This window comes from Algoriella sp. (assembly GCF_036647415.1).
Lineage (GTDB): Bacteria > Bacteroidota > Bacteroidia > Flavobacteriales > Weeksellaceae > Empedobacter.
Window position 1 is genome coordinate 1 of the sequence record NZ_JAVXKG010000045.1, and the last position, 20,031, is coordinate 20,031.

General features: G+C 31.4%; 17 protein-coding genes and 3 tRNA genes. 7 read left to right on the forward strand and 13 right to left on the reverse strand.

Annotated features, from left to right (window positions below; translation table 11 throughout):
* The first annotated feature begins 90 nt into the window (after nucleotides 1-90).
* Nucleotides 91-164, forward strand: a tRNA-Thr gene (locus RSC72_RS14360).
* Between the two features lie 32 nt (nucleotides 165-196).
* Nucleotides 197-278, forward strand: a tRNA-Tyr gene (locus RSC72_RS14365).
* Between the two features lie 105 nt (nucleotides 279-383).
* Here the strand turns inward: RSC72_RS14365 and RSC72_RS14370 are convergent.
* Nucleotides 384-1,142, reverse strand: coding sequence for a 5'-methylthioadenosine/adenosylhomocysteine nucleosidase (locus RSC72_RS14370; RefSeq protein WP_332546259.1), 759 nt, complete (start codon nucleotides 1,140-1,142; stop codon nucleotides 384-386).
* Nucleotides 1,143-1,361: 219 nt separating this feature from the next.
* Between RSC72_RS14370 and RSC72_RS14375 the strand changes: the two genes are divergently transcribed.
* Complete coding sequence (locus RSC72_RS14375) at nucleotides 1,362-2,018, forward strand: hypothetical protein (RefSeq protein WP_332546261.1); 657 nt, start codon at nucleotides 1,362-1,364, stop codon at nucleotides 2,016-2,018.
* 73 nt (nucleotides 2,019-2,091) lie between these two features.
* Here the strand turns inward: RSC72_RS14375 and RSC72_RS14380 are convergent, their stop codons facing one another.
* The 4 genes from RSC72_RS14380 to RSC72_RS14395 form a co-directional block, all read right to left on the reverse strand.
* Nucleotides 2,092-3,444 (reverse strand): UDP-N-acetylmuramate--L-alanine ligase, encoded by a 1,353-nt coding sequence (locus tag RSC72_RS14380; RefSeq protein WP_332546263.1) that lies wholly within the window; start codon nucleotides 3,442-3,444, stop codon nucleotides 2,092-2,094.
* Nucleotides 3,445-3,461: 17 nt separating this feature from the next.
* Entirely contained in the window at nucleotides 3,462-4,349 is an 888-nt protein-coding gene (locus RSC72_RS14385) for a lysophospholipid acyltransferase family protein (protein ID WP_332546264.1), read from the reverse strand.
* An 18-nt stretch (nucleotides 4,350-4,367) separates the two neighbouring features.
* A complete protein-coding gene (locus RSC72_RS14390) occupies nucleotides 4,368-5,012 on the reverse strand; it encodes an NUDIX hydrolase (protein WP_332546266.1) in 645 nt (214 codons plus the stop codon).
* A gap of 87 nt (nucleotides 5,013-5,099) precedes the next feature.
* Nucleotides 5,100-6,143, reverse strand: a complete 1,044-nt coding sequence (locus RSC72_RS14395) for a hypothetical protein (protein ID WP_332546268.1) — start codon at nucleotides 6,141-6,143, stop codon at nucleotides 5,100-5,102.
* A 261-nt stretch (nucleotides 6,144-6,404) separates the two neighbouring features.
* Between RSC72_RS14395 and RSC72_RS14400 the strand changes: the two genes are divergently transcribed.
* The 4 genes from RSC72_RS14400 to RSC72_RS14415 all read left to right on the forward strand — a co-directional run bounded on the left by RSC72_RS14400 (nucleotide 6,405) and on the right by RSC72_RS14415 (nucleotide 11,000).
* Nucleotides 6,405-8,513, forward strand: coding sequence for a M3 family metallopeptidase (locus RSC72_RS14400; RefSeq protein ID WP_332546270.1), 2,109 nt, complete (start codon nucleotides 6,405-6,407; stop codon nucleotides 8,511-8,513).
* Between the two features lie 93 nt (nucleotides 8,514-8,606).
* Nucleotides 8,607-9,338, forward strand: a complete 732-nt coding sequence (locus tag RSC72_RS14405; RefSeq protein ID WP_332546272.1) for a YebC/PmpR family DNA-binding transcriptional regulator — start codon at nucleotides 8,607-8,609, stop codon at nucleotides 9,336-9,338.
* A gap of 178 nt (nucleotides 9,339-9,516) precedes the next feature.
* Entirely contained in the window at nucleotides 9,517-10,728 is a 1,212-nt protein-coding gene (locus RSC72_RS14410; RefSeq protein WP_332546274.1) for a Bcr/CflA family efflux MFS transporter, read from the forward strand.
* 187 nt (nucleotides 10,729-10,915) lie between these two features.
* Nucleotides 10,916-11,000 (forward strand) — tRNA-Ser (locus RSC72_RS14415).
* 53 nt (nucleotides 11,001-11,053) lie between these two features.
* On the opposite strand, the gene RSC72_RS14420 is transcribed toward RSC72_RS14415, so the two are convergent.
* The 8 genes from RSC72_RS14420 to RSC72_RS14450 form a co-directional block, all read right to left on the reverse strand.
* Nucleotides 11,054-12,766: a HAMP domain-containing sensor histidine kinase gene (locus RSC72_RS14420; RefSeq protein WP_332566103.1), complete on the reverse strand. Its 1,713-nt coding sequence runs from the start codon at nucleotides 12,764-12,766 to the stop codon at nucleotides 11,054-11,056.
* Complete coding sequence (locus tag RSC72_RS14425) at nucleotides 12,763-13,893, reverse strand: sensor protein KdpD (protein WP_332546774.1); 1,131 nt, start codon at nucleotides 13,891-13,893, stop codon at nucleotides 12,763-12,765. The genes RSC72_RS14420 and RSC72_RS14425 overlap by 4 nt, the downstream gene beginning before the upstream one ends.
* Nucleotides 13,894-14,967, reverse strand: a complete 1,074-nt coding sequence (locus tag RSC72_RS14430) for a porin (protein WP_332546776.1) — start codon at nucleotides 14,965-14,967, stop codon at nucleotides 13,894-13,896.
* A complete protein-coding gene (locus RSC72_RS14435) occupies nucleotides 14,967-15,533 on the reverse strand; it encodes a potassium-transporting ATPase subunit C (protein WP_332546777.1) in 567 nt (188 codons plus the stop codon). Before RSC72_RS14435 ends, RSC72_RS14430 begins: the two co-directional genes overlap by 1 nt.
* A gap of 74 nt (nucleotides 15,534-15,607) precedes the next feature.
* Complete coding sequence (kdpB, locus tag RSC72_RS14440) at nucleotides 15,608-17,623, reverse strand: potassium-transporting ATPase subunit KdpB (RefSeq protein WP_332566104.1); 2,016 nt, start codon at nucleotides 17,621-17,623, stop codon at nucleotides 15,608-15,610.
* A 3-nt stretch (nucleotides 17,624-17,626) separates the two neighbouring features.
* Nucleotides 17,627-19,321 carry a potassium-transporting ATPase subunit KdpA gene (gene kdpA / locus RSC72_RS14445; protein ID WP_332547072.1) on the reverse strand — a complete coding sequence of 565 codons (1,695 nt, stop codon included), beginning with the start codon at nucleotides 19,319-19,321 and terminating at the stop codon, nucleotides 17,627-17,629.
* A gap of 19 nt (nucleotides 19,322-19,340) precedes the next feature.
* Nucleotides 19,341-19,418 carry a K(+)-transporting ATPase subunit F gene (gene kdpF / locus RSC72_RS15855; RefSeq protein WP_442878303.1) on the reverse strand — a complete coding sequence of 26 codons (78 nt, stop codon included), beginning with the start codon at nucleotides 19,416-19,418 and terminating at the stop codon, nucleotides 19,341-19,343.
* A gap of 90 nt (nucleotides 19,419-19,508) precedes the next feature.
* Nucleotides 19,509-19,799 (reverse strand): DUF7674 family protein, encoded by a 291-nt coding sequence (locus tag RSC72_RS14450; protein WP_332547073.1) that lies wholly within the window; start codon nucleotides 19,797-19,799, stop codon nucleotides 19,509-19,511.
* Nucleotides 19,800-20,031: the final 232 nt, after the last annotated feature.

Genomic DNA, 20,031 nt, shown 5'->3' on the forward strand with positions numbered 1-20,031 from the left:
AGAGCAGCTGATTTGTAATCAGCAGGTCGTGGGTTCGAATCCCTCCATCGGCTCGAAAAGTTTATTATTTACTTTAAAAAAATAAAAATTGCCGATGTAGCTCAGTTGGCCAGAGCAGCTGATTTGTAATCAGCAGGTCGTGGGTTCGAATCCCTCCATCGGCTCGTTCTTTTTTGAAAAAAAACTTTATAAGGTTGGGGAGATACTCAAGCGGCCAACGAGGACGGACTGTAAATCCGTTGGTTTCACCTTCGCAGGTTCGAATCCTGCTCTCCCCACAAATAAATCATTATTTTTTTTAGTTTTAAAAGTGTAGTTCAATAAATATTGAATGAAATTTTATTAATGTGATACATCAAAAAAAGCCCTTTTTAAAGGACTTTTTACTTGATGATATTTTTAATGATTTCTATCGAATATACATTTGAAATTTTTTCTATAAAACTCTGAAAATCTACAGTAGAATGATCATCTGCTTGATCGGAAATTGTTCTGATAATGGTAAACGGAATTCCAAATTCATAACAAACCTGTGCTACTGCAGCTCCTTCCATTTCTACACATAAAACATCTTTTATATTTGCTTGTAGTTTTTCTTTTTGTGCATTTGTAGAGAAAAACAAATCTCCGGAACCAATTAAGCCAATATGTAATTGTGGTTGATGTATATTAAACTTCTTTAGATCTTTATCTGATATAACTTTGTGTAAATGTTGTTGCTCTAATAGCTCTAAAATTGCCTGTCTAGCTAATTCTAATTTGTCAGTATCCGCATCAAAATAAGATTTCCCTAAAAGAGGAATTTCGTAAGCAGGAAATAAAGGCTGAGCATTCATATCATGTTGTATCAAGCTTTTTCCTAATACAATATCACCGATTTTTAGAGAAGAATGTATTCCACCAGCAACGCCTGTGAAAATTAATTCGGTAATCTTGAATTCTAAAATTAGTGTAGAAACTGTTGTCGCAGCTGCAACTTTTCCGATTCGAGAATAGACAACAACTACATTCTGATTGTTTAAATCTCCAGTATAATACGTTCTTTTTCCAATTTTATGTTCTTTTTTATTGGTTAATAAGCTCACTACTCCGTTTATTTCTTCGGGAATAGCGCCCATTATTCCTATAATTTTATTGCTCATTAGTTTTTATTTGAGAACGAAGTTAACCAATTATTTTCTGTATTTATATATGGAACAGTAAATCTCATATACTAATATAAAAGGTAAACAAATGATAATCAAACAGGTGTTTAGCAGATTTTTAATCATTTAACAAATGTATAAAATTTTTTGAATATGTTAAGAATCAATTGTGTAATCGCTGTTGCATGTTGTACTTTTACAATATAAAAGCTTGAAATGAAAAAATTGAATATGGCGCTTGCAATTTGCGTTGCAATGTCTATGTACAGTTGTACAAATAAAACAGAAGATAAGGTAGATGCACCGGAAATTAAAGAGGTTTCTACAACAACAGAAGAGGCTACTGAAATTGTAGAAGGAGTAATTCGTAAATCTACAATAGAGTGGACAGCGTATAAAACGACAGAGAAAGTTGGTGTAACTGGACATTTTGATGTTGTTTTGGTAAAGGAAGCTAAAGAGGACGGAAAAACACCGCAAGAGGTTTTAGAAGGTGCTACTATTGTAGCTATTGTTCCTTCATTAAATTCTGATCAAATTGATAGAGATCAAAAATTGAAAGATATTTTGTTCGGAAATATGATTGATACGAAAGAAATAAAAGGTCAAATTCATTTTCGTGATGGAAAAACATATTTAAACTTAACATTAAACAAATCGTCAAAAGAATATGAAGTGAAATCTACTTTTGAGAACAATGTTTTTACGATTAATGGAACAATAGATTTATTAGATTTTAATGCCTCTAAAGCTTTAGAAGCATTAAATCAAGCTTGTTTAGAATTGCATAAAGGTGCAGACGGAGTTTCAAAAACATGGAGCGAAGTTCATATAAAAGGACAAGTAGAATTTAGTGAAGGTTTCGGGAAATAATAAAATATACTTCTATAAAAAGCACAAAAGTCACTTCATTTGAAGTGACTTTTGTGTTTGATAGTATAATTTTTTAAGATTTAAATAAATCATTCAAATTAATTCCTCCGAAATTACCCGAACTCATCATCAAAAATATTTTATCTTTTTTATCAAGATTTTCGATATAATCTTTCAATTGTTCACTGTTCGTAAAAACTAAAATAGATTCGTCACCAAATGCTTTTTTAATATCATCAGGCGAAATCATTTCCATACGTTTTATTTCTAAGGCTTCTGGGCTATACATCACAATTTTGATGTCCGCTTTGTCCAAAGCTCCTTTATATTGAACCAAAAACTCAGGATTTAAAGAAGAATACGTGTGTATTTCCAAACATCCTACAACCGTTTTCTCTGTATATTGCTCTTTTACCGCATTTGTTACCGAAGTTACTTTACTTGGCGCATGTGCAAAATCTTTGTATGCAACAAAATCTGAAGTACGATTAATTAATTCTAAACGTTTTGATGCGCCTTTGAATGATTGAATTGCTTCGTTAAAATCATCATCCATAACACCTAATTGTTTACAGATTGCACGAGCACCTTCTAAATTCATTAAATTATGATTACCAAAAACTTCTAACGGAATTGGACCATCTTCGGTTTCGATAAATGTAATTCCATTTTCTATGTAATGTTCTGGTAAATTATACGCGAATTTCTTGATTGCTTTTTCCGTTTCTTCCACAACTTTTATCACTTCTTCGTCCGTTTCATTGTAAATTAAAGCTCCACCAGGAACGATAGAATCTACAAACTTAGAGAATTGAGAAGTGTAATCTGCAAATGTTGGAAAAACATTGATATGATCCCAAGCAATACCAGAAATCAAGGCAATATTTGGTTGATACAACAAGAATTTTGAACGACGATCTAATGCAGATGATAAATATTCGTCACCTTCCATAATCATAAATTCATTTTCTTCTGTCAATTTTACCATTACATCAAAACCATCTAATTGTGCGCCGACCATATAATCAACATCAATATTGTGGTAATGTAAAACGTGTAAAATCATTGATGTAATGGTTGTTTTTCCATGAGAACCACCAATTACAACACGAGTTTTATCTTTAGCTTGTTCGTATAAATATTCTGGATACGAATAGATTTTAAGTCCTAATTCTTGTGCTTTTATCATTTCAGGATTATCAGCATGTGCGTGCATTCCTAAAATTACTGCATCAATATCATTCGTTATTTTTTCTGGAAACCAACCCATTTCTTCTGGTAAAATTCCGCGTTGAACTAAACGAGTTTTCGAAGGCTCAAAAATGGCATCGTCAGAACCAGTTACTTCATATCCTTTTTCGTGTAAAGCAATGGCTAAATTGTGCATTGCGCTACCACCAATTGCTATAAAATGAACTTTTTTCATTTTGAATTTATACTGTTTTAGTCTTTTTTATTTTCTTCGTCGTATCCCATTTCATCAAAATCGTCAAACTCCTCGTCATCATCTTCATTCAAATAATCATCTAACGATTTTTCTCGATTTTCTTCTAAAATTTCATTAATTGGACGAACTTTATTAAATTCTGGTGCTTGCTCTATTGCATTCATTATTTTTTGCATAATAGCATCGCTAGAATCATTTTCGTAATCAATTTCTAATGGTTCTTTAAAAGTCAAAGTTGCATTAATTCCACGTTTTTTGATACGTAATCCTTTTTTGTCAAATGCACGACGAAAACCGTCAATTACAACAGGAATTACAATTGGTTTATTTTTTTTGATCAAATGAGCCGTACCTCTACGTCCTGGTGCAAAAGCAGTTGTTGTTCCTTGTGGAAATGTGACAACCCAGCCGCTTTGTAAAGCTAAATCAATATTGTTTAACTCATTCAAATCAACTTTTCTAGTTACATTTTCGCCTTTTGCGCGCCATGTTCTTTTTACAGTAACAGCACCAGTGTAGGCAAAAAGTTTTGTCAACAGATTATCTTTCATCGTTTCCTCTGCAGCAACGTAATAAAAATCAATCTTAGGATTAAGTAAATAAATTGGATTTTTGATGGTATCAATAAAACCATTTTTCACACTACAAAAAACGTGATACATAGCAAATACATCTGCAAAATATGTTTGATGATTCGATACGAATAACACATTTTGAGATGGTAAATTCACCAATTTTTCTGTTCCAGTAACTTTTAATTTATTAAAACCATTATAACGGTTATAGGTAAATGAACCTAATAAGAAAATTAACGTTCTTTTTAGGAAATATAAATGTCCGAATGAATCGCGAAAGGCGTTCTTTTTCTTTGCTTTTTGAGACACGTGATCTTTTTATTTAAGTTACAAATTTAATACGATTTTCAGATAATCTTTGAATTCTTCTAAAATCATTGCTGTTGCGCCCCAAAGATATTCTTCATCTCCGATATTGTATCCCGGAATTTCGACAACTTGACCAGAAAATTCTCGTTCAAATACTTCGTGTTCAGCATTAAGAAAAGCTTCTAAATCTAATGGAACAATATATTGTACTTCACGTTCTTCAGGTGTAAAATTTGGTTCGCCCGTATAAATTCCGATATATGGATAAACTAAAAAGTTGCTTGGTGGAATATAAATTTCGCTTAATTGGCGAATAATTTCGATGTTTTCATATTCAACTCCAAGTTCTTCTACTGTTTCTCTAATTGCAGTTTCGTCAAAACTAATGTCTTGTTCTTCGAATTGACCGCCTGGTAAAGAAAATTGATGCGAATGTGCGCCTTCGTATGACACACGCATAATAACAGGAAATTCGATATCGCCTGATTGATTTTGATACAACAGTATCATTACCGAAGCTGATTTCGGATTTGTACGTTTTATAAATTCGAGATCGTATTTTTCTCTATATGGAGGCGAAAGTTTTTGATGAGAATTCCATCCAGGAAGTGCTTCAACGCTTTCTGCCAACAAATATTTTATTTCTTCTAAATCTAAATACAAGTTTTACTAATTTTTTTGGTAATAAAAAAGAGTGAAAAATTCACCCTTCCAAAGTTAAATATTTTAAATTAAGATAAAGTCACCTTTTTAATTGCTTTTGTTCTTTTTTAACACAATTATAGCAATTAAGCTAATTATAGCAATTAAACCTGCTATAATGTATGCGTAAGGTGGATTTGATTCTTCTATTTTTTCGACATGTTTTATTTTTTTGACATATTCTACAGCCTCGTTTACCGACTGATTTCGTTTAAGGTTCAAACTGTCTTTGTAGGTTAAATAAAGTGTATTGTATTCCAATCCTTTTTCTAGATTTCCATCATTTTTATACGCATCTGCCAAAATTTTATAACTTTCAGCAGTCAAAAATTTGTGATCACTTTTTATTAATGTAGGAATTGATTTGTTCAATAATTCAATTGCTTTTTTATTCTCATTTTTATCGACAAAATAAGCGGCAATATTTGTATCTAAATCAGCGTTTCCACGTTCATCAGAACTGTCTTTAAACTTCGTTGCTTTTTCAAAATAAACAAAAGAAGAATCGGTATTTATATCTTTATAATTACGTCCAATGTTATTGTAAAGAGATAAATAATTCTCATTTTTGTGGTGAATATTACTGAAATTGTACTGATTTATTTCTTTTAAAGCTTTAAAGTAAACTTGTAAAATAGCTTTTGGTTTTTCATTTTTTCTTCTCAATAAAGAAGCTTCACGGTACAATTTTTTAAAAGTCAAAAAGTGTTTTTCTTTTCCAGAATATTGATTAATCATAGAGTCAATATCTATTAAAAGACTATTTGCTTCATCAAAAAAACCAATGTACACATACGCCCAAGAAAGCAATTCGCTAGATAAAATAGTATACTCCAAATCATTTTCTAAAACTGCAAATTCTTTTGCTTTTGTTGCGTATTTTATCGTTTGTAAGTAATTTTCTTGCTTTTTAAAAATAAATGCTAATAAATAATTTGCTTTTGAAATTTGTAAATTATTGTTATTTTGGTTTCCAATATTCTCTAAATTAAGTGCTTGGTCAAATGCATTTTTAAATTTCTCTTCATCAACTAGTTTTACAGTTTGTTGATAAAATTTATCAAAATTTTGATTAGATTGAGCGTGACTCACCGAGAAAAGGGTAAGAAATAGAATAAAAAAGGTGGTATTTTTTAATCTAACTAATAAATTCATAAGTTTTTAAAAGTTCAGGTTATCGTTGCGAATTTAAGTAAAGTTTATATAACTATTTCGTAGTTTTTGAAAAAGATTAATGATAAAGTAATGTTGTTGTTTATTTGGTTCATTTTTAGTTGATTAAATTGAGTTTTATTAATAATTTGAAACTTCGAATTTTAAGTTTTAACTTCGTTAGGTCAAAAAAATAATAAAATGTTTAATAAAAAACTTTTTTACGGGATGATGGTTGGCTCTTCTATTTTAGCTAAATCATGCAGTCAAAAATCAACAAATAGTATGTGGAACGATCAAAATCCTTTTTTTGAAGTAAGTAAATTGCCTTATCACACGGCAGATTTCTCAAAAATAAAAAATGAAGATTTCAAACCTGCATTATTGCAAGGAATGGCAGAACAATTGGTAGAAATCAATAAAATTGCAGATAATACTGATACACCAACTTTCGAAAATACGTTGGTCGAAATGGAAAAATCTGGTCAATTATTGGCTCGTGTAAATCATGTTTTTGGTTTGTTGACTGGTGCAAATACAAACGAAACTTTGCAACAAGTAGAAGAGGAGTTATCTCCTAAATTTGCTGCTCACAGCGATGCAATTTATCTAAATCAGAAATTATTTGATCGTGTAAAAACACTTTACAATAATAAGAAAGAGTTGAATTTGGATAAAGAATCTAATCGTTTATTAGATGTTTATTATCAACGATTTGAATTGGCTGGAGCTAATTTATCTAAAGATCAAAAAGCTCAATTAGAAAAATTAAATGGAGAAATTGCTTCTTTAGAAACAAAATTCTCTAATCAATTACTAAAAGGGACAAAAGCTGGAGGTGTTACATTTACAAAAGCTGAATTAACAGGTTTGAGTGATGCTGATTTAGAGGCTTTCAAACAGGCTGACGGAACATATTTAATCAGTTTATTGAATACGACGCAACAACCAGAATTACAAAATATGTCGAATCCAGCATCACGCAAAAAATTGTTTGACGCAGCTTGGATTAGAACAGAAAAAAATGACGAAAATGATACGCGTGCTACGATTTTGACTTTGGTTAAAAATCGTGCTGAAAAAGCAAAATTATTAGGTTATAAAAATTATGCTGAATGGAATTTGCAAGATCAAATGGCAAAAACGCCAACGGCAGCAAAAGGAATTCTGAATCAAATGATTCCGGCAGCAACTGCAATGGCGCAAAAAGATGCAAAAGAGTTTGAAGATTTAGCAAAGAAAGAAAATGCGACAAACACGTTGACAGCTGCGGATTGGAATTATTATGCAGAGAAAGTGCGTAAAGAAAAATATGATTTGGACGAAAATGAAATGAAACAATATTTTGTTTTAGATTCTGTTGTCGAGAATGGTGTTTTTGATATGGCAACAAAATTATACGGAATTACATTCAAGAAACGTACTGATATTCCAGTTTGGCACGAAGATGTGAAAGTATATGAATTGTTTAATGAAGATGGTTCGCAATTGGGATTATTTTACACCGATTATTTCAAAAGAGATTCTAAACAAGGAGGTGCTTGGATGAGTAATATTGTAGAACAATCGCATTTATTTGGTACAAAACCTGTTATTTACAATGTAGGTAATTATACAAAACCAGCAAACGGACAACCAGCGTTGATTTCGTACGATGATGTGATTACAACTTTCCACGAATTTGGTCATGCGTTACACGGATTTTTTGCAAATCAAAAATACCCAACTTTATCTGGAACAAGTGTTTCGAGAGATTTTGTTGAGTTTCCATCTCAATTTCATGAGCATTTTGCGACTGAACCTTCTGTCTTAAAAAATTATGCGAAACATTATAAAACTGGAGAAACAATTCCTGATTCTTTAGTAGAAAAAATGAAAAAAGCGTCTAATTTTAACAAAGGTTATACGTTAACAGAATTATTGTCTGCCGCAAGTTTAGATTTATCTTGGCATACGGTTTCAGCAGATCAAACAATTTCGGATGTAAACGTGTTTGAAAAACAAGCTTTAATCGATAATAAAACAAATTTATCACAAGTTCCACCACGTTATCGTTCTACTTATTTTAGTCACATTTTTGGAGGAGGATATGCGGCGGGATATTTCGCGTATATCTGGGCAGAAATGTTAGATCATGATGCGTATGAATGGACTGTAGAGAATGGAGGAATGACACGTAAAAACGGTCAAATATTACGTGATAAAGTATTTTCTAAAGGAAATTCGGACGATTTGAATGTGATTTATAAAAATTTCAGAGGAAAAAATCCATCAATAGAACCAATGTTAAAATACCACGGATTGAAATAATTCATCCAAAATAATATAATCTTAAAAATCCAAGCATAGTTCTTGGATTTTTTTGGTATTATGAATAAATTTGCAACATAAAATTAAGTATCAATGGGAAGAGCTTTTGAATTTAGAAAAGGGCGTAAAATGAAACGTTGGGCAGCAATGTCTAAAGCGTTTACAAGAATTGGGAAAGATATCGTAATGGCGGTAAAAGCTGGAGGACCAGATCCGCATTCTAATTCTCAATTACGTGCAGTTATCCAAAATGCTAAAGCTGTCAATATGCCGAAAGATAATATTGAGCGCGCCATAAAGAAAGCATCTGATAAGAATACAGAAAATTATAAGGAAATTATTTTTGAAGGATACGGACCTCACGGAATTGCTGTTTTGGTGGAAACTTCTACAAACAACAACAACCGTACGGTAGCCAATGTACGTTCTTATTTTAGTAAATCTAATGGACAATTGGGTACGCAAGGTTCTGTAGAATTTATGTTTGACCATATTAGTAATTTCAAAATCAAAAAGCCAGAAGGTGTAGATTTAGAGGAATTAGAATTCGAAATGATTGATTTTGGAGTTGAAGAAATTTTTGAAGACGAAGATGGAATTGTTTTGATTGCACCTTTCGAGAATTACGGAACTATCTACAAATCGTTAGAAGAAGGTGGATATGAAATTATTTCTTCGGAGTTTGAGCGTATTCCACAAACAACAAAAGAATTAACAGAAGAGCAAAAAGCTGACATCGAAAAAATGTTAGAAAAATTTGATGATGACGAAGATGTAAATCACGTTTATCATACAATGAAAGAAGACGAAGAGGAGGAGGCTTAATTTTTTTTCTGAAAGAATATAATCAAAAACCGTTTAAATTATTTTTTAAACGGTTTTTTTTATTTGACTTGAAATTTTATCTTAATGGTACTTTTCAATTTACTTTAATTATGTTTGTAAAATTGTTATTCAATAGCAATATTAAAATTACAATTACAATCTAAAACTTACTACTACAATGGCAAAAGAATTAATTATTCCACAAAAAAGATTGGGATATAAAGGATTAATCTTTCTGATTTTTTTACTGAATATGACAGGACCAATGTCTACAGATTTGTATTTATCAGCATTTCCGACATTGTTGAAATATTTTAACACAACAGAAAATATCTTAAACTATACCTTGGTTGGTTTTTTTGTAAGTTTTGCTATTGGTATGCTTTTTATAGGACCATTGAGTGACAAAATTGGTCGAAAACCAGTTTTACTTTCAGGTATATTTATTTACGGATTATCATCATTGTTATGTGCATTTGCGCCAACAATAGATCTGCTTATTTTGTTTAGAATAACGCAAGCAATAGGAGCAGGAGGAATGATTTCTGTTTCTATGGCGATGGTAAAAGATAGTTTTTCGGATCAAGATCGCCCAGGAATAATCGCTTTGTTACAGATGTTAGGCGCTTTTGCACCAACTGTAGCACCGTTAATTGGCGCACAAATTATTAAGCATTTTTCGTGGCATGTAACGTTTGAATTACTTGCAGTAGTCGCATTATTTTCATTCGTAATAAGTTTGTTTGTAACAGAAACTTTAGAAAAAGAAAAACGACTAAAAGGCAATGTTTTTCTGAGTATTTTATCTCTGAAAGATATTTTAATGAACAAACCTTTCCTGACATATTTATTATCCATGTCAGGAACATCATTGATTTATATGTCGTTTTTAGCCATTAGTTCATACATTTATATTCAATGGTTTAAACTCACAGAAACTGAATATAGCTTGTTTTTCGCTGTAAATTCATTGATATTATTAGTTGGTCCAAGCGCTTATTTATTAGCAAGAAAAAGATTATTACCCAAGCAAATTGTTAATATTTCATTTGGAATAATCGTTGTTGCAGGAATATTAATTTTAACAATTGGTAAATCTTCGCCATATTTATTCTTGATTTCTTTTGCACCAATCACGTTTGCAAATGGATTTTTAAGATCTTTTTCTTCTAACGTTTTATTAGGTCAAAGAGAAATGAATTCTGGAGGAGTTGCATCTGTTATCAACTTCTCAGGAACAGCATTAGGAGCCGTAGGAATGATGTTAGGAACATTAAATTGGTCAAATTATATACAAGGTTTAGGTTGGGTAACATTAATCGCCATTACTTTTAGCATTACTTTATGGATGATTTATCTTAAAAATAATTACAAATTAAACGGAATGTAATCCTTTGTTTACCTCATTTTTTAATCTATAACCGATTTTAAGGTGAAAAATATAAATTTTAATTAAAATTATTTTACTGATAATCATTTTGTTAAAAATTATTTTAAAAATAAATGATTTTATAGTTTGGAAAAACGAAAAACCATTCTATATTTGCACTCGCAATAACGCATTAAGTGTTGTTATTGGAGAGTTGGCAGAGTGGTCGAATGCGGCAGTCTTGAAAACTGTTGAGGGTCACACCTCCGGGGGTTCGAATCCCTCACTCTCCGCAACGACAAATGGCACCTTTGGAAGACAAAGAGTGCCATTTTTTATTTATTAATCACCTCATTAGTTTTATAATAAATTCACTACCAGCTCCATATTCGCTTAATACATCAAGTTTTCCTTTTTGAGCTTCAATAAACTCTTTACTAATCGCTAATCCTAAACCTGTACCTTCTTTGTGAGTACCTGGAACTCGGAAATAACGATCGAAAACCTTAGGTAAAAATTCTATAGGAATACCTATACCTTCATCTTTTACTCTGAACAAAGTTTCGGTCATGGTTTGTTCTATAGTAATCCAAATTTTGGCATTTTCGTGAGAATAATGTATGGCATTTGAAATAAGATTCGATAAAACCAAAGCTGTTTTTTCTAGATCAACTTCTATAGATTCTAAGTGATTTGGAATATTAGTTTCTATTACTAAATTCTTTTGTTCAGCTAAAGTTTGATTAGCTTTTACTGCATTTTCCAGAATTTCAATTGGAGAAATTTTTGTTTTATTCATTTGAATAGAGCCACTCTCTATTTGTGTTAAGTTGAGAAGTTCTTTGGTTATTCGCAATAAACGATGTACATCATCATCAATACTTGTTACCAAATCATTTTGTTCATTATTCAGTGAGCCAATTTGTTTATTTCTAAGTAATTGCAAACTCATTTCCATAGACGAAATTGGTGTTTTAAATTCATGTGAAACTGTAGCAATAAATCGTGTTTTGGCAGCATCTAATTCTTTGAATTCTGTGATATTTCTTAGGATAATTACATGACCTACAACTTGTTTTATTGTTTCTCCTGTAGGAATTATTTCAATATGAAAAATTTCTTTGGTAAAAAATTGTTCTTTTTCATCAACTATAATTTGTAATGGTTTTTCATCCTTTTTAATGTCTGTTTCTATATTTTGTAATAATAATCGAATCAAATCATTATGTAAAGCCAAATCTTTACCTGCTTTATTTACCATTTGTTTAGCAGTCAATCCAGTCACTTTTACAGCTTCATCATTTGCAAAAATTACTTGCATTTGTTCATCTAGACCGATCACTACATCGTGCATGTTGTTAATTAGCGTTTCCATTCTAGTTTTTTGTTTTAGTATAGTTGCTAAATGACTTTCATTATATTCTTCTAATTTAGAGGCCATTGTATTAAAAGATAGCGCTAAATCGCCAAATTCATCTTTTTTATCTAAATACACACGTTCTTTGTAATTATTAGAAGCAATTTCTTTGATACTATTAGTTAATTTTTGGATAGGATTTGCAATGTTAGATGGAATTGTAATTAAAGAATTGAATGCAATAAAAACACAGGCAATACCTGTAAAAACGATGAGTAGTATTGCTTGATTAGCTGTTTTTTCGGCAAAATCACTTTTAATTTCTATGGCTTGCATATTCATTTCCATGACTTCTAAAAGTGATATTCTGATATCTTTTAATAATTCTGATGAATGATTTCCAGCTTTGTATGTATCAAATTTATCTCGAATTTGTTGATTTAATTCTTTTTCGCCTTGTTCGGTAGCATTTAATTCTTGATTTGCTAATTTTCTTTCAAATGATTTGGAATTAAAATTTTCTGGATCATTTAAATTTTGCATCATACTTTTTGCATAAATCAACGAATTATAGTTGTCGTGCAAGATATTATTAGTATCATTTTTTAAGGAATAGATTGACGTAGTTGCTACAGCTGCCAACAATACAATTAAGAGAAACAGTAAGCCGAATCCTAAGCGAAGTTTAGTTTTAATTCTCATTTTGATAAAATAATCACATCTACATGTAACGAAGATAGTTTTTTTAGTAATTGATTGAATAAATTAGTTGCCAAAATAATTTGGATTAAATTTAACCTAGGTTTACCCAAACAAACAGTTGTTATATTGCGAGATTCTATTTGTTGTATTATTGCTGTAGCAACTCGTTGATGTTTTACTTTGACAATTTCTGCACCTAATTCTGTTGCTAATTTCAGATTATTGATAAGATGACGTTGTTTGTCTAACGCAATTTTATTAGGATGCTCTTTTGACGTTTCTACATACAACACAAACCAACGCGAATTGTAATACCCAGCCAAACGAGCCGTTTTTCGAATTACAATTTTCGCATTTTTATCATTGGTGCTAATACATGCTAAAAACCGAGAAGGTTTTGCATAAACAGACGATACATATTCGGTTTCAACTTTTTTTTCTACATGAGAAGCAACTTCTTTCAAGGCTAATTCTCGTAATTGTAAAATATTTGAAGGAATAAAAAAATTATTTAAAGCTGTTTGAATTTTATCTTTCGGATAAATTTTTCCTGTTTTTAATCGTTGAATTAAGTCATCTGCGGTTAAATCTATATTTACAATTTCATCAGCTTGTTCTAATACAATATCAGGAATACGCTCGGAAACATCAATTGTTGTGATTTCTGAAATACTGTTATTTAAACTTTCTAAATGCTGAATATTTACAGCAGAAATGACATTGATACCAGCATCTAAAATTTCCATCACATCTTGCCAACGTTTCGCATGTTTGCTTCCAAAAACATTAGAATGCGCCAATTCATCCACAATAACAATTTCTGGTCTTTGTCTTAGAATTTCTTCCAAATCCATTTCTTCGACAGATTTACCTTTGTAGTAAATTATTTTTCGTGGAATTATGGTTAATCCTACAACAAGATTTTCTGTTTCGACACGTTTATGCGTTTCGATATATCCAATTTTTACATCGATCTTATTTTTTTGCAATTCGTGTGCTTCTTGCAACATACGATACGATTTTCCTACGCCAGCGCACATTCCGATATATACCTTAAACTTGCCTCTTTTCGATTTCCGAATCAAGGCAAGAAAGTCTTCTGCTGTATGTTGTGTTTCTTTTTCCATTTATAATTTTAATGCTAAAGAAGTTGATAAAAATGTTTCGTTCGATACATTTTTATCATTTCGAAAATAGATATCATCTTTACTCGAAAAACTTCTAATCTCAGTTCTCCACATCAAATTATTTGTAAAATAATGATCTAAATTCAAAGAAAAGCCAACTGTTTTGAAACCATTTTGTGTATTGGTTGAGATTATTACACCTTTTTCATCAGCATAATATTCTGCACGTGCAGTTGCAAACCATTTTTCATTGAAGGTATATTGTCCAACTAAAATAGGACTGTACCAAATATTATAACTATCTGATCCTTTCGATTTTTGTTGTGCGCCAATATCAAAACCTGCGGTTATTGAAAGCTTTTTAATAGGTTTAAAAACAGCATAAAGATTATGGAAATAACGAATTTGACGCAAAGAATCAGGAGTATCGCTACCAATAAACGAACTGCTGTTGATCGAAAATTTTTCATTTGGAGTGTAAGTAATTTGATGTCCAAAAGCTGGTGTAGAATTACCATCAAGACGTTTGATACGTTGCCAACCATTTAAATAATGCAAACTCATTGCCCATTTGTTATTAGGCGAAATATAACTCAGCTTAACACCAGTTGAAAAATACGGTGAATTCTCTGCCTGAATACTTCGTGTAAGTGTTGCAACATTAGCACCAATCGCACTTTCAAATCCAATGTGAGAAGGCATGATACCTGCATCTAGCCACAAGTTTTTATTCTTTGAAAGTTTGATACCGATATTTGCTTCGTAAATATTTTTTAAACCATCAGGTTCTGCAGCAAGATTTGATTGCGTATAAGTTCCTGCCATTAAAGCAAGATTTCCTCGAACTCGTTCATCAGTGTATTGCAATTGAATTGTTCCGAAGTTTAAATTCACCTCATTGTGTCGATTAAACGAATACAAATAATTAGGAAGCTGATTGTTTTTTGGTTGATTAAAATCGTAGGTATAATAAACCTCTGCATAGCCAGAAAGTTTTAATTTTTGAATAGAATCGTTTTGAGCTTGAACATTCAAACCCAAAATAAAAGAACTAAAAGCAAGTAATTTCTTCATTATTTTGACAATTTATCTAATTCGATATTCAGTTTTAACACATTGATTTTATTAGGGCCTAAACCTTCTAATAATGGTTTTTCTATTTGATTTTGGATTAATTCATTTACTTTGTCATAATCTAAATCACGTATTTTTGCTATTCGATCAATTTGTACAATTGCTCCTTGCACTGAGATATTAGGATCTAAACCACTTCCACTAGCTGTAATTAAATCTACAGGAATATCTTCTTTTTTTACTGTTGGATTTTTTTGAAGAAAATCATTTAAACGTTTTTCAACTTCTTGTAAATATTCTTCATTATTTGATCCTTTGTTACTTGCTCCCGAACCTGCAGCGTTGTAATCTACAGTAGATGGTCGTCCGTGGAAATATTGATCTTTTGAAAACGATTGTCCAATGTTTTCATAGTAATTATTTTGGTTTTTATCTGCGACCAAAAAACCGTTTCCTTGATTTGGAGAAAGTTGGGCTATTCCCCACATTGCTAACGGGTATAATACCATTAAAAGTAACATTAAGCTAAATGTTAATAAGCTTGCTTTTATAATATTTTGTTTCATTTTGTATTTGTTTAAAAATGACTGCTTTGAGTTTAATAATGTAATATTTAGCCCAAAACAGCTCATTACATTAGTTAAAAGAATATGGAAATAAAGATGTCAATTAATTTTATTCCAATAAATGGAACGATGATTCCTCCAACACCATAAATTAGTAAATTTCTTCTCAACAGTGCGCTAGCTCCAATTGGTTTGTAGGAAACTCCTTTCAATGCTAATGGAATTAAAATAGGAATGATAATCGCATTGAAAATAACTGCTGATAAAATTGCGCTTTCAGGACTATGTAAATTCATAATATTCAAACCTTGCAAAGCTGGAATTGCTGTAATGAACAAAGCAGGTATAATTGCAAAATATTTAGCTACATCATTCGCAATACTAAAGGTTGTTAAGGTTCCTCGTGTCATTAATAATTGTTTACCGATTTCAACAACTTCAATCAATTTAGTTGGATCATTGTCTAAATCCACCATGTTTCCTGCTTCTTTTGCAGCTTGTGTACCACTGTTCATCGCTACTCCAACATCAGCTTGCGCTAAAGCCGGAGCATCATTTGTTCCATCTCCCATCATTGCAACTAAACGTCCTTCTGATTGTTCTTTTTTGATGTAATTCATTTTATCTTCCGGTTTTGCTTCGGCAATAAAATCATCTACACCTGCTTTTTCCGCGATAAATTTTGCAGTCAATGGATTATCTCCCGTTACCATAACTGTTTTAATTCCCATTTTGCGAAGACGAGCAAAACGTTCTTGAATGCCAGGTTTGATAATATCTTGTAGTTCAATCACTCCTAAAACTTGTTCGTTTTGAGAAACTACTAAAGGTGTACCACCATTTTTGGCAATTTGATTAGCTTTTATTTGAATTTCATTTGGAAAAGTATTTCCAACATTTTCAACCAAATTTTTTATTGCATCTACAGCTCCTTTTCGAATACGAGTTTCATCAAAATCAATTCCTGAACAACGTGTTTCCGCAGTGAAATTGATAAAAACAGGATGTTGAATCGCATATTTTGATGGATCTACCTGAACTAATTCTATAATTGATTTTCCTTCTGGCGTTTCATCACTCATCGAACTAAGAACCGCTGCTTTTTCTAAAGTTTCCATTGGTATTCCAATTGCAGGATATAAAGCCGTTGCCTTACGATTTCCGATTGTAATTGTTCCCGTTTTATCCAACAACAATACATCTATATCTCCAGCTGTTTCCACTGCTTTTCCACTTTTTGTAATGACGTTTGCACGCAAAGCTCTATCCATACCTGCAATTCCAATGGCTGATAATAAACCTCCAATTGTAGTTGGAATTAAGCAAACAAATAATGAAATTAAAGCACCGATTGTAATAGGAACATTTGCATAATCAGCGAATGGTTTTAGGGTAACCATTACAATAACAAATACCAATGTAAAAGCAGCTAATAAAATGGTTAAAGCAATTTCGTTTGGAGATTTCTGACGATTTGCGCCTTCAACTAATGCAATCATTTTATCTAAAAAGCTTTCTCCTGGTTGTGTAGTTACTTTAACTTTTATTCGATCCGAAAGAACTTTTGTTCCTCCAGTAACCGAGCTTTTATCACCACCAGCTTCACGAATTACAGGTGCACTTTCCCCAGTAATTGCGCTTTCGTCGATTGTTGCTAAACCTTCAATAATTTCACCATCGGTTGGAATTATATCTCCTGCTTCACAGACGAAAATCATATCTTTGATTAGGGATGATGATGAAATACTTTCTCCATTTTCTAATTTAGCAGGTGTTTCTTCTCGCGTTTTACGTAAACTATCAGCTTGGGCTTTTCCTCTTGCTTCGGCAATTGCCTCCGCAAAGTTTGCAAATAGTAAAGTAAAAAGTAGTATGATAAAAATTGAAAAATTATACCAAAAACTTCCTTGAGATACTTCTCCCAAAAGAATCCAAATACAAACACCTAACATAATTGCAGTACCAATTTCTACAGCAAACATAACAGGATTTTTATATAAAGTTGTTGGATTTAGTTTGATGAAAGCTTCTTTGAAAGCTGTTTTTACCAATGTTTTTTCAAATAAATTGTTTTTATTTTCTCGTATCATTTTCTAAAATTTTGGAGTTGAAAAATAATCAGCAATTGGACCTAAGGTTAAAGCTGGAAAAAATGCCAATGCTGCAACGATTAAGATTATCGCGAAAACAATACTTCCAAAAGTTGCTGTATCGGTTGCTAAAGTTCCTGAACCTTCTGGAACAAAATGTTTTTTGGCTAATAATCCTGCAATTGCTACGGGACCAATTATAGGTAAGAATCGCCCTAAAATCAATACAAAACCAGTTGCAATATTCCAAAAAGGAGTGTTGTCGCCTAATCCTTCAAAACCAGAACCGTTGTTTGCTGCAGATGAAGTAAATTCATATAACATTTCACTAAATCCGTGATATGAAGGATTATTTAAGGTTGTAAGTGTTTGATTGGGCAATCCTGTAGCTAAAGCTGTTCCTACTAAAATTAAGAAAGGGTGTAAAAGAGTAATCATCATGGCAATTTTCATTTCTTTAGCTTCTATTTTTTTACCAAATATTTCAGGTGTTCTACCAACCATTAATCCACTAATAAATACAGCTAAAATTACAAATACAAAGAAGTTTAAAATTCCAACTCCCACACCGCCATAAACACTGTTTATCATCATGGCTAACAATTCATTCATTCCTGATAACGGCATTGTACTATCGTGCATAGAATTGACAGAACCTGTAGAAATAACGGTTGTTGCGATGCTCCAAAATCCTGAAGCGGCAGAACCAATTCGAACTTCTTTGCCTTCCATTGCACCTAATGAATTATCAATACCAAGTTTTTCAATCATTGGATTTCCTTGAGATTCCATGTAAACATTCGGAATTGTTAAGCATAGAAAACCAACAGTCATCACGCCAAACATCATCCAAGCAAATTTTCTGCGATTTGTATAAACTCCAAATGCAAATAACATGGCTAACGGAATCAGCATTTGTGCTACCATTTCGGTAATATTACTTATATACGTTGGATTTTCGAATGGATGAGCTGAGTTGGTTCCGAAAAATCCACCACCATTTGTTCCTACATGTTTTATGGCTATAAAAGCAGCTGCTGGTCCTCGAGAAACATCTACTTTATTTCCTTCTAAAGTTATCATTTCATCCTTTCCTTCAAATGTCATTGGAGTTCCTTGAAAAATTAAAATCGAAGCTACAATAACACACAAAGGCAATAAAATACGCGTAATAGATTTGATGAAATAGGTATAGAAATTTCCTAAAGTTGTTGTAGTTTTCACTCGAAAAGCTTCAAATAGTGTAACAGCTGCTGCCATGCCAGTTGCTGCACTTACAAATTGTAAAAACATCAACCATAATTGTGCTAAATAACTTACTCCAGTTTCGCCTGAATAGTGTTGTAAATTACAATTCACTACAAATGAAATAATAGTATTAAAAGCCAAATCAGGACTCATACTTGGATTTTTATCTGGATTTAAAGGCAAAATTCCTTGTGTCATTAATAAAACAAATCCAATGACAAACCATATCAAATTAATTGTTAATAAAGCACTTAAATGTTGTTTCCAATTCATTTGGACATCAGGTTTGATTCCAGATATTTTGAACAACAACTTTTCTATTGGAGAAATTAGCTTATCTAAAAAAGTTGGTTTATTGAGATACACCTTTGCGATGTAATTTCCTAAAGGAATGGATAGAGCTATCGCGACTAAAAATTGTACAATAACTCCTAATATTTCTGTATTCATTTTTACGAATAATTAAAGTTTAAAATTTTTCGGGTTTTAACAGCACATACACTAAGTATATAAACAAAGCAATGGCTATGAGTAATAAGAAAATCATAATTAATAGATTATATATTATCAAAAAAGTCTATGGATTTGAAGAATAATCCGAAACATAAAATTCCAGCGAAGAACAATGCAATTGCTATCATATTCCTGAATGATAAATTTGTTTGACATACTCTGACTTCAAATTCATTGGGAACAAACTCAGAAACTGTTTTCTATTTTTATAATCCGCTTCAATCATCAAAGTAACTGGTAGAATAAACAGATTATTAATATAAGTTTTACCTAAATCATTTGTTTTTGAAAATAACTTTCCTACACTATAACATAGTTTTTTTACGCGTGTTGGATTATTTTCTAAAATGTTTTGCAGCACTTTACTTTTGATTTCTTTGATTTCATCCAATGAAATCGTTTGTTTCATTTTCATTATGTAAATTTTTTAAATTTCTCTACATAAGCCAATCAAAATGCCAAAACGAATAAAAATATATAGATCAAACTAAATCAATTAATTATGTTTCAAGTAAAAAATAATACCAATAAAAAACCCTTCCATTTTGGAAGGGTTCATTTTCATTATGAAAAATGTCTCGTCCTGAAATAGTGATACAGAAAAAAGCATCATTATGAAAGAAGAGAGAGTTTATGTAAAGCGTACT

Bases quoted from the DNA above. Each gene is read 5' to 3' on its own strand.
- RSC72_RS14435 (WP_332546777.1), bottom strand. From the start codon at position 15,533: ATGAAACAAAATATTATAAAAGCAAGCTTATTAACATTTAGCTTAATG.
- RSC72_RS14420 (WP_332566103.1), bottom strand. From the start codon at position 12,766: ATGAGAATTAAAACTAAACTTCGCTTAGGATTCGGCTTACTGTTTCTC.
- RSC72_RS14450 (WP_332547073.1), bottom strand. From the start codon at position 19,799: ATGAAAATGAAACAAACGATTTCATTGGATGAAATCAAAGAAATCAAA.
- kdpA (WP_332547072.1), bottom strand. From the start codon at position 19,321: ATGAATACAGAAATATTAGGAGTTATTGTACAATTTTTAGTCGCGATA.
- RSC72_RS14400 (WP_332546270.1), top strand. From the start codon at position 6,405: ATGTTTAATAAAAAACTTTTTTACGGGATGATGGTTGGCTCTTCTATT.
- RSC72_RS14430 (WP_332546776.1), bottom strand. From the start codon at position 14,967: ATGAAGAAATTACTTGCTTTTAGTTCTTTTATTTTGGGTTTGAATGTT.
- RSC72_RS14380 (WP_332546263.1), bottom strand. From the start codon at position 3,444: ATGAAAAAAGTTCATTTTATAGCAATTGGTGGTAGCGCAATGCACAAT.
- RSC72_RS14375 (WP_332546261.1), top strand. From the start codon at position 1,362: ATGAAAAAATTGAATATGGCGCTTGCAATTTGCGTTGCAATGTCTATG.
- RSC72_RS14370 (WP_332546259.1), bottom strand. From the start codon at position 1,142: ATGAGCAATAAAATTATAGGAATAATGGGCGCTATTCCCGAAGAAATA.
- RSC72_RS14425 (WP_332546774.1), bottom strand. From the start codon at position 13,893: ATGGAAAAAGAAACACAACATACAGCAGAAGACTTTCTTGCCTTGATT.
- RSC72_RS14410 (WP_332546274.1), top strand. From the start codon at position 9,517: ATGGCAAAAGAATTAATTATTCCACAAAAAAGATTGGGATATAAAGGA.
- kdpF (WP_442878303.1), bottom strand. From the start codon at position 19,418: ATGATTTTCTTATTACTCATAGCCATTGCTTTGTTTATATACTTAGTG.
- RSC72_RS14405 (WP_332546272.1), top strand. From the start codon at position 8,607: ATGGGAAGAGCTTTTGAATTTAGAAAAGGGCGTAAAATGAAACGTTGG.
- kdpB (WP_332566104.1), bottom strand. From the start codon at position 17,623: ATGATACGAGAAAATAAAAACAATTTATTTGAAAAAACATTGGTAAAA.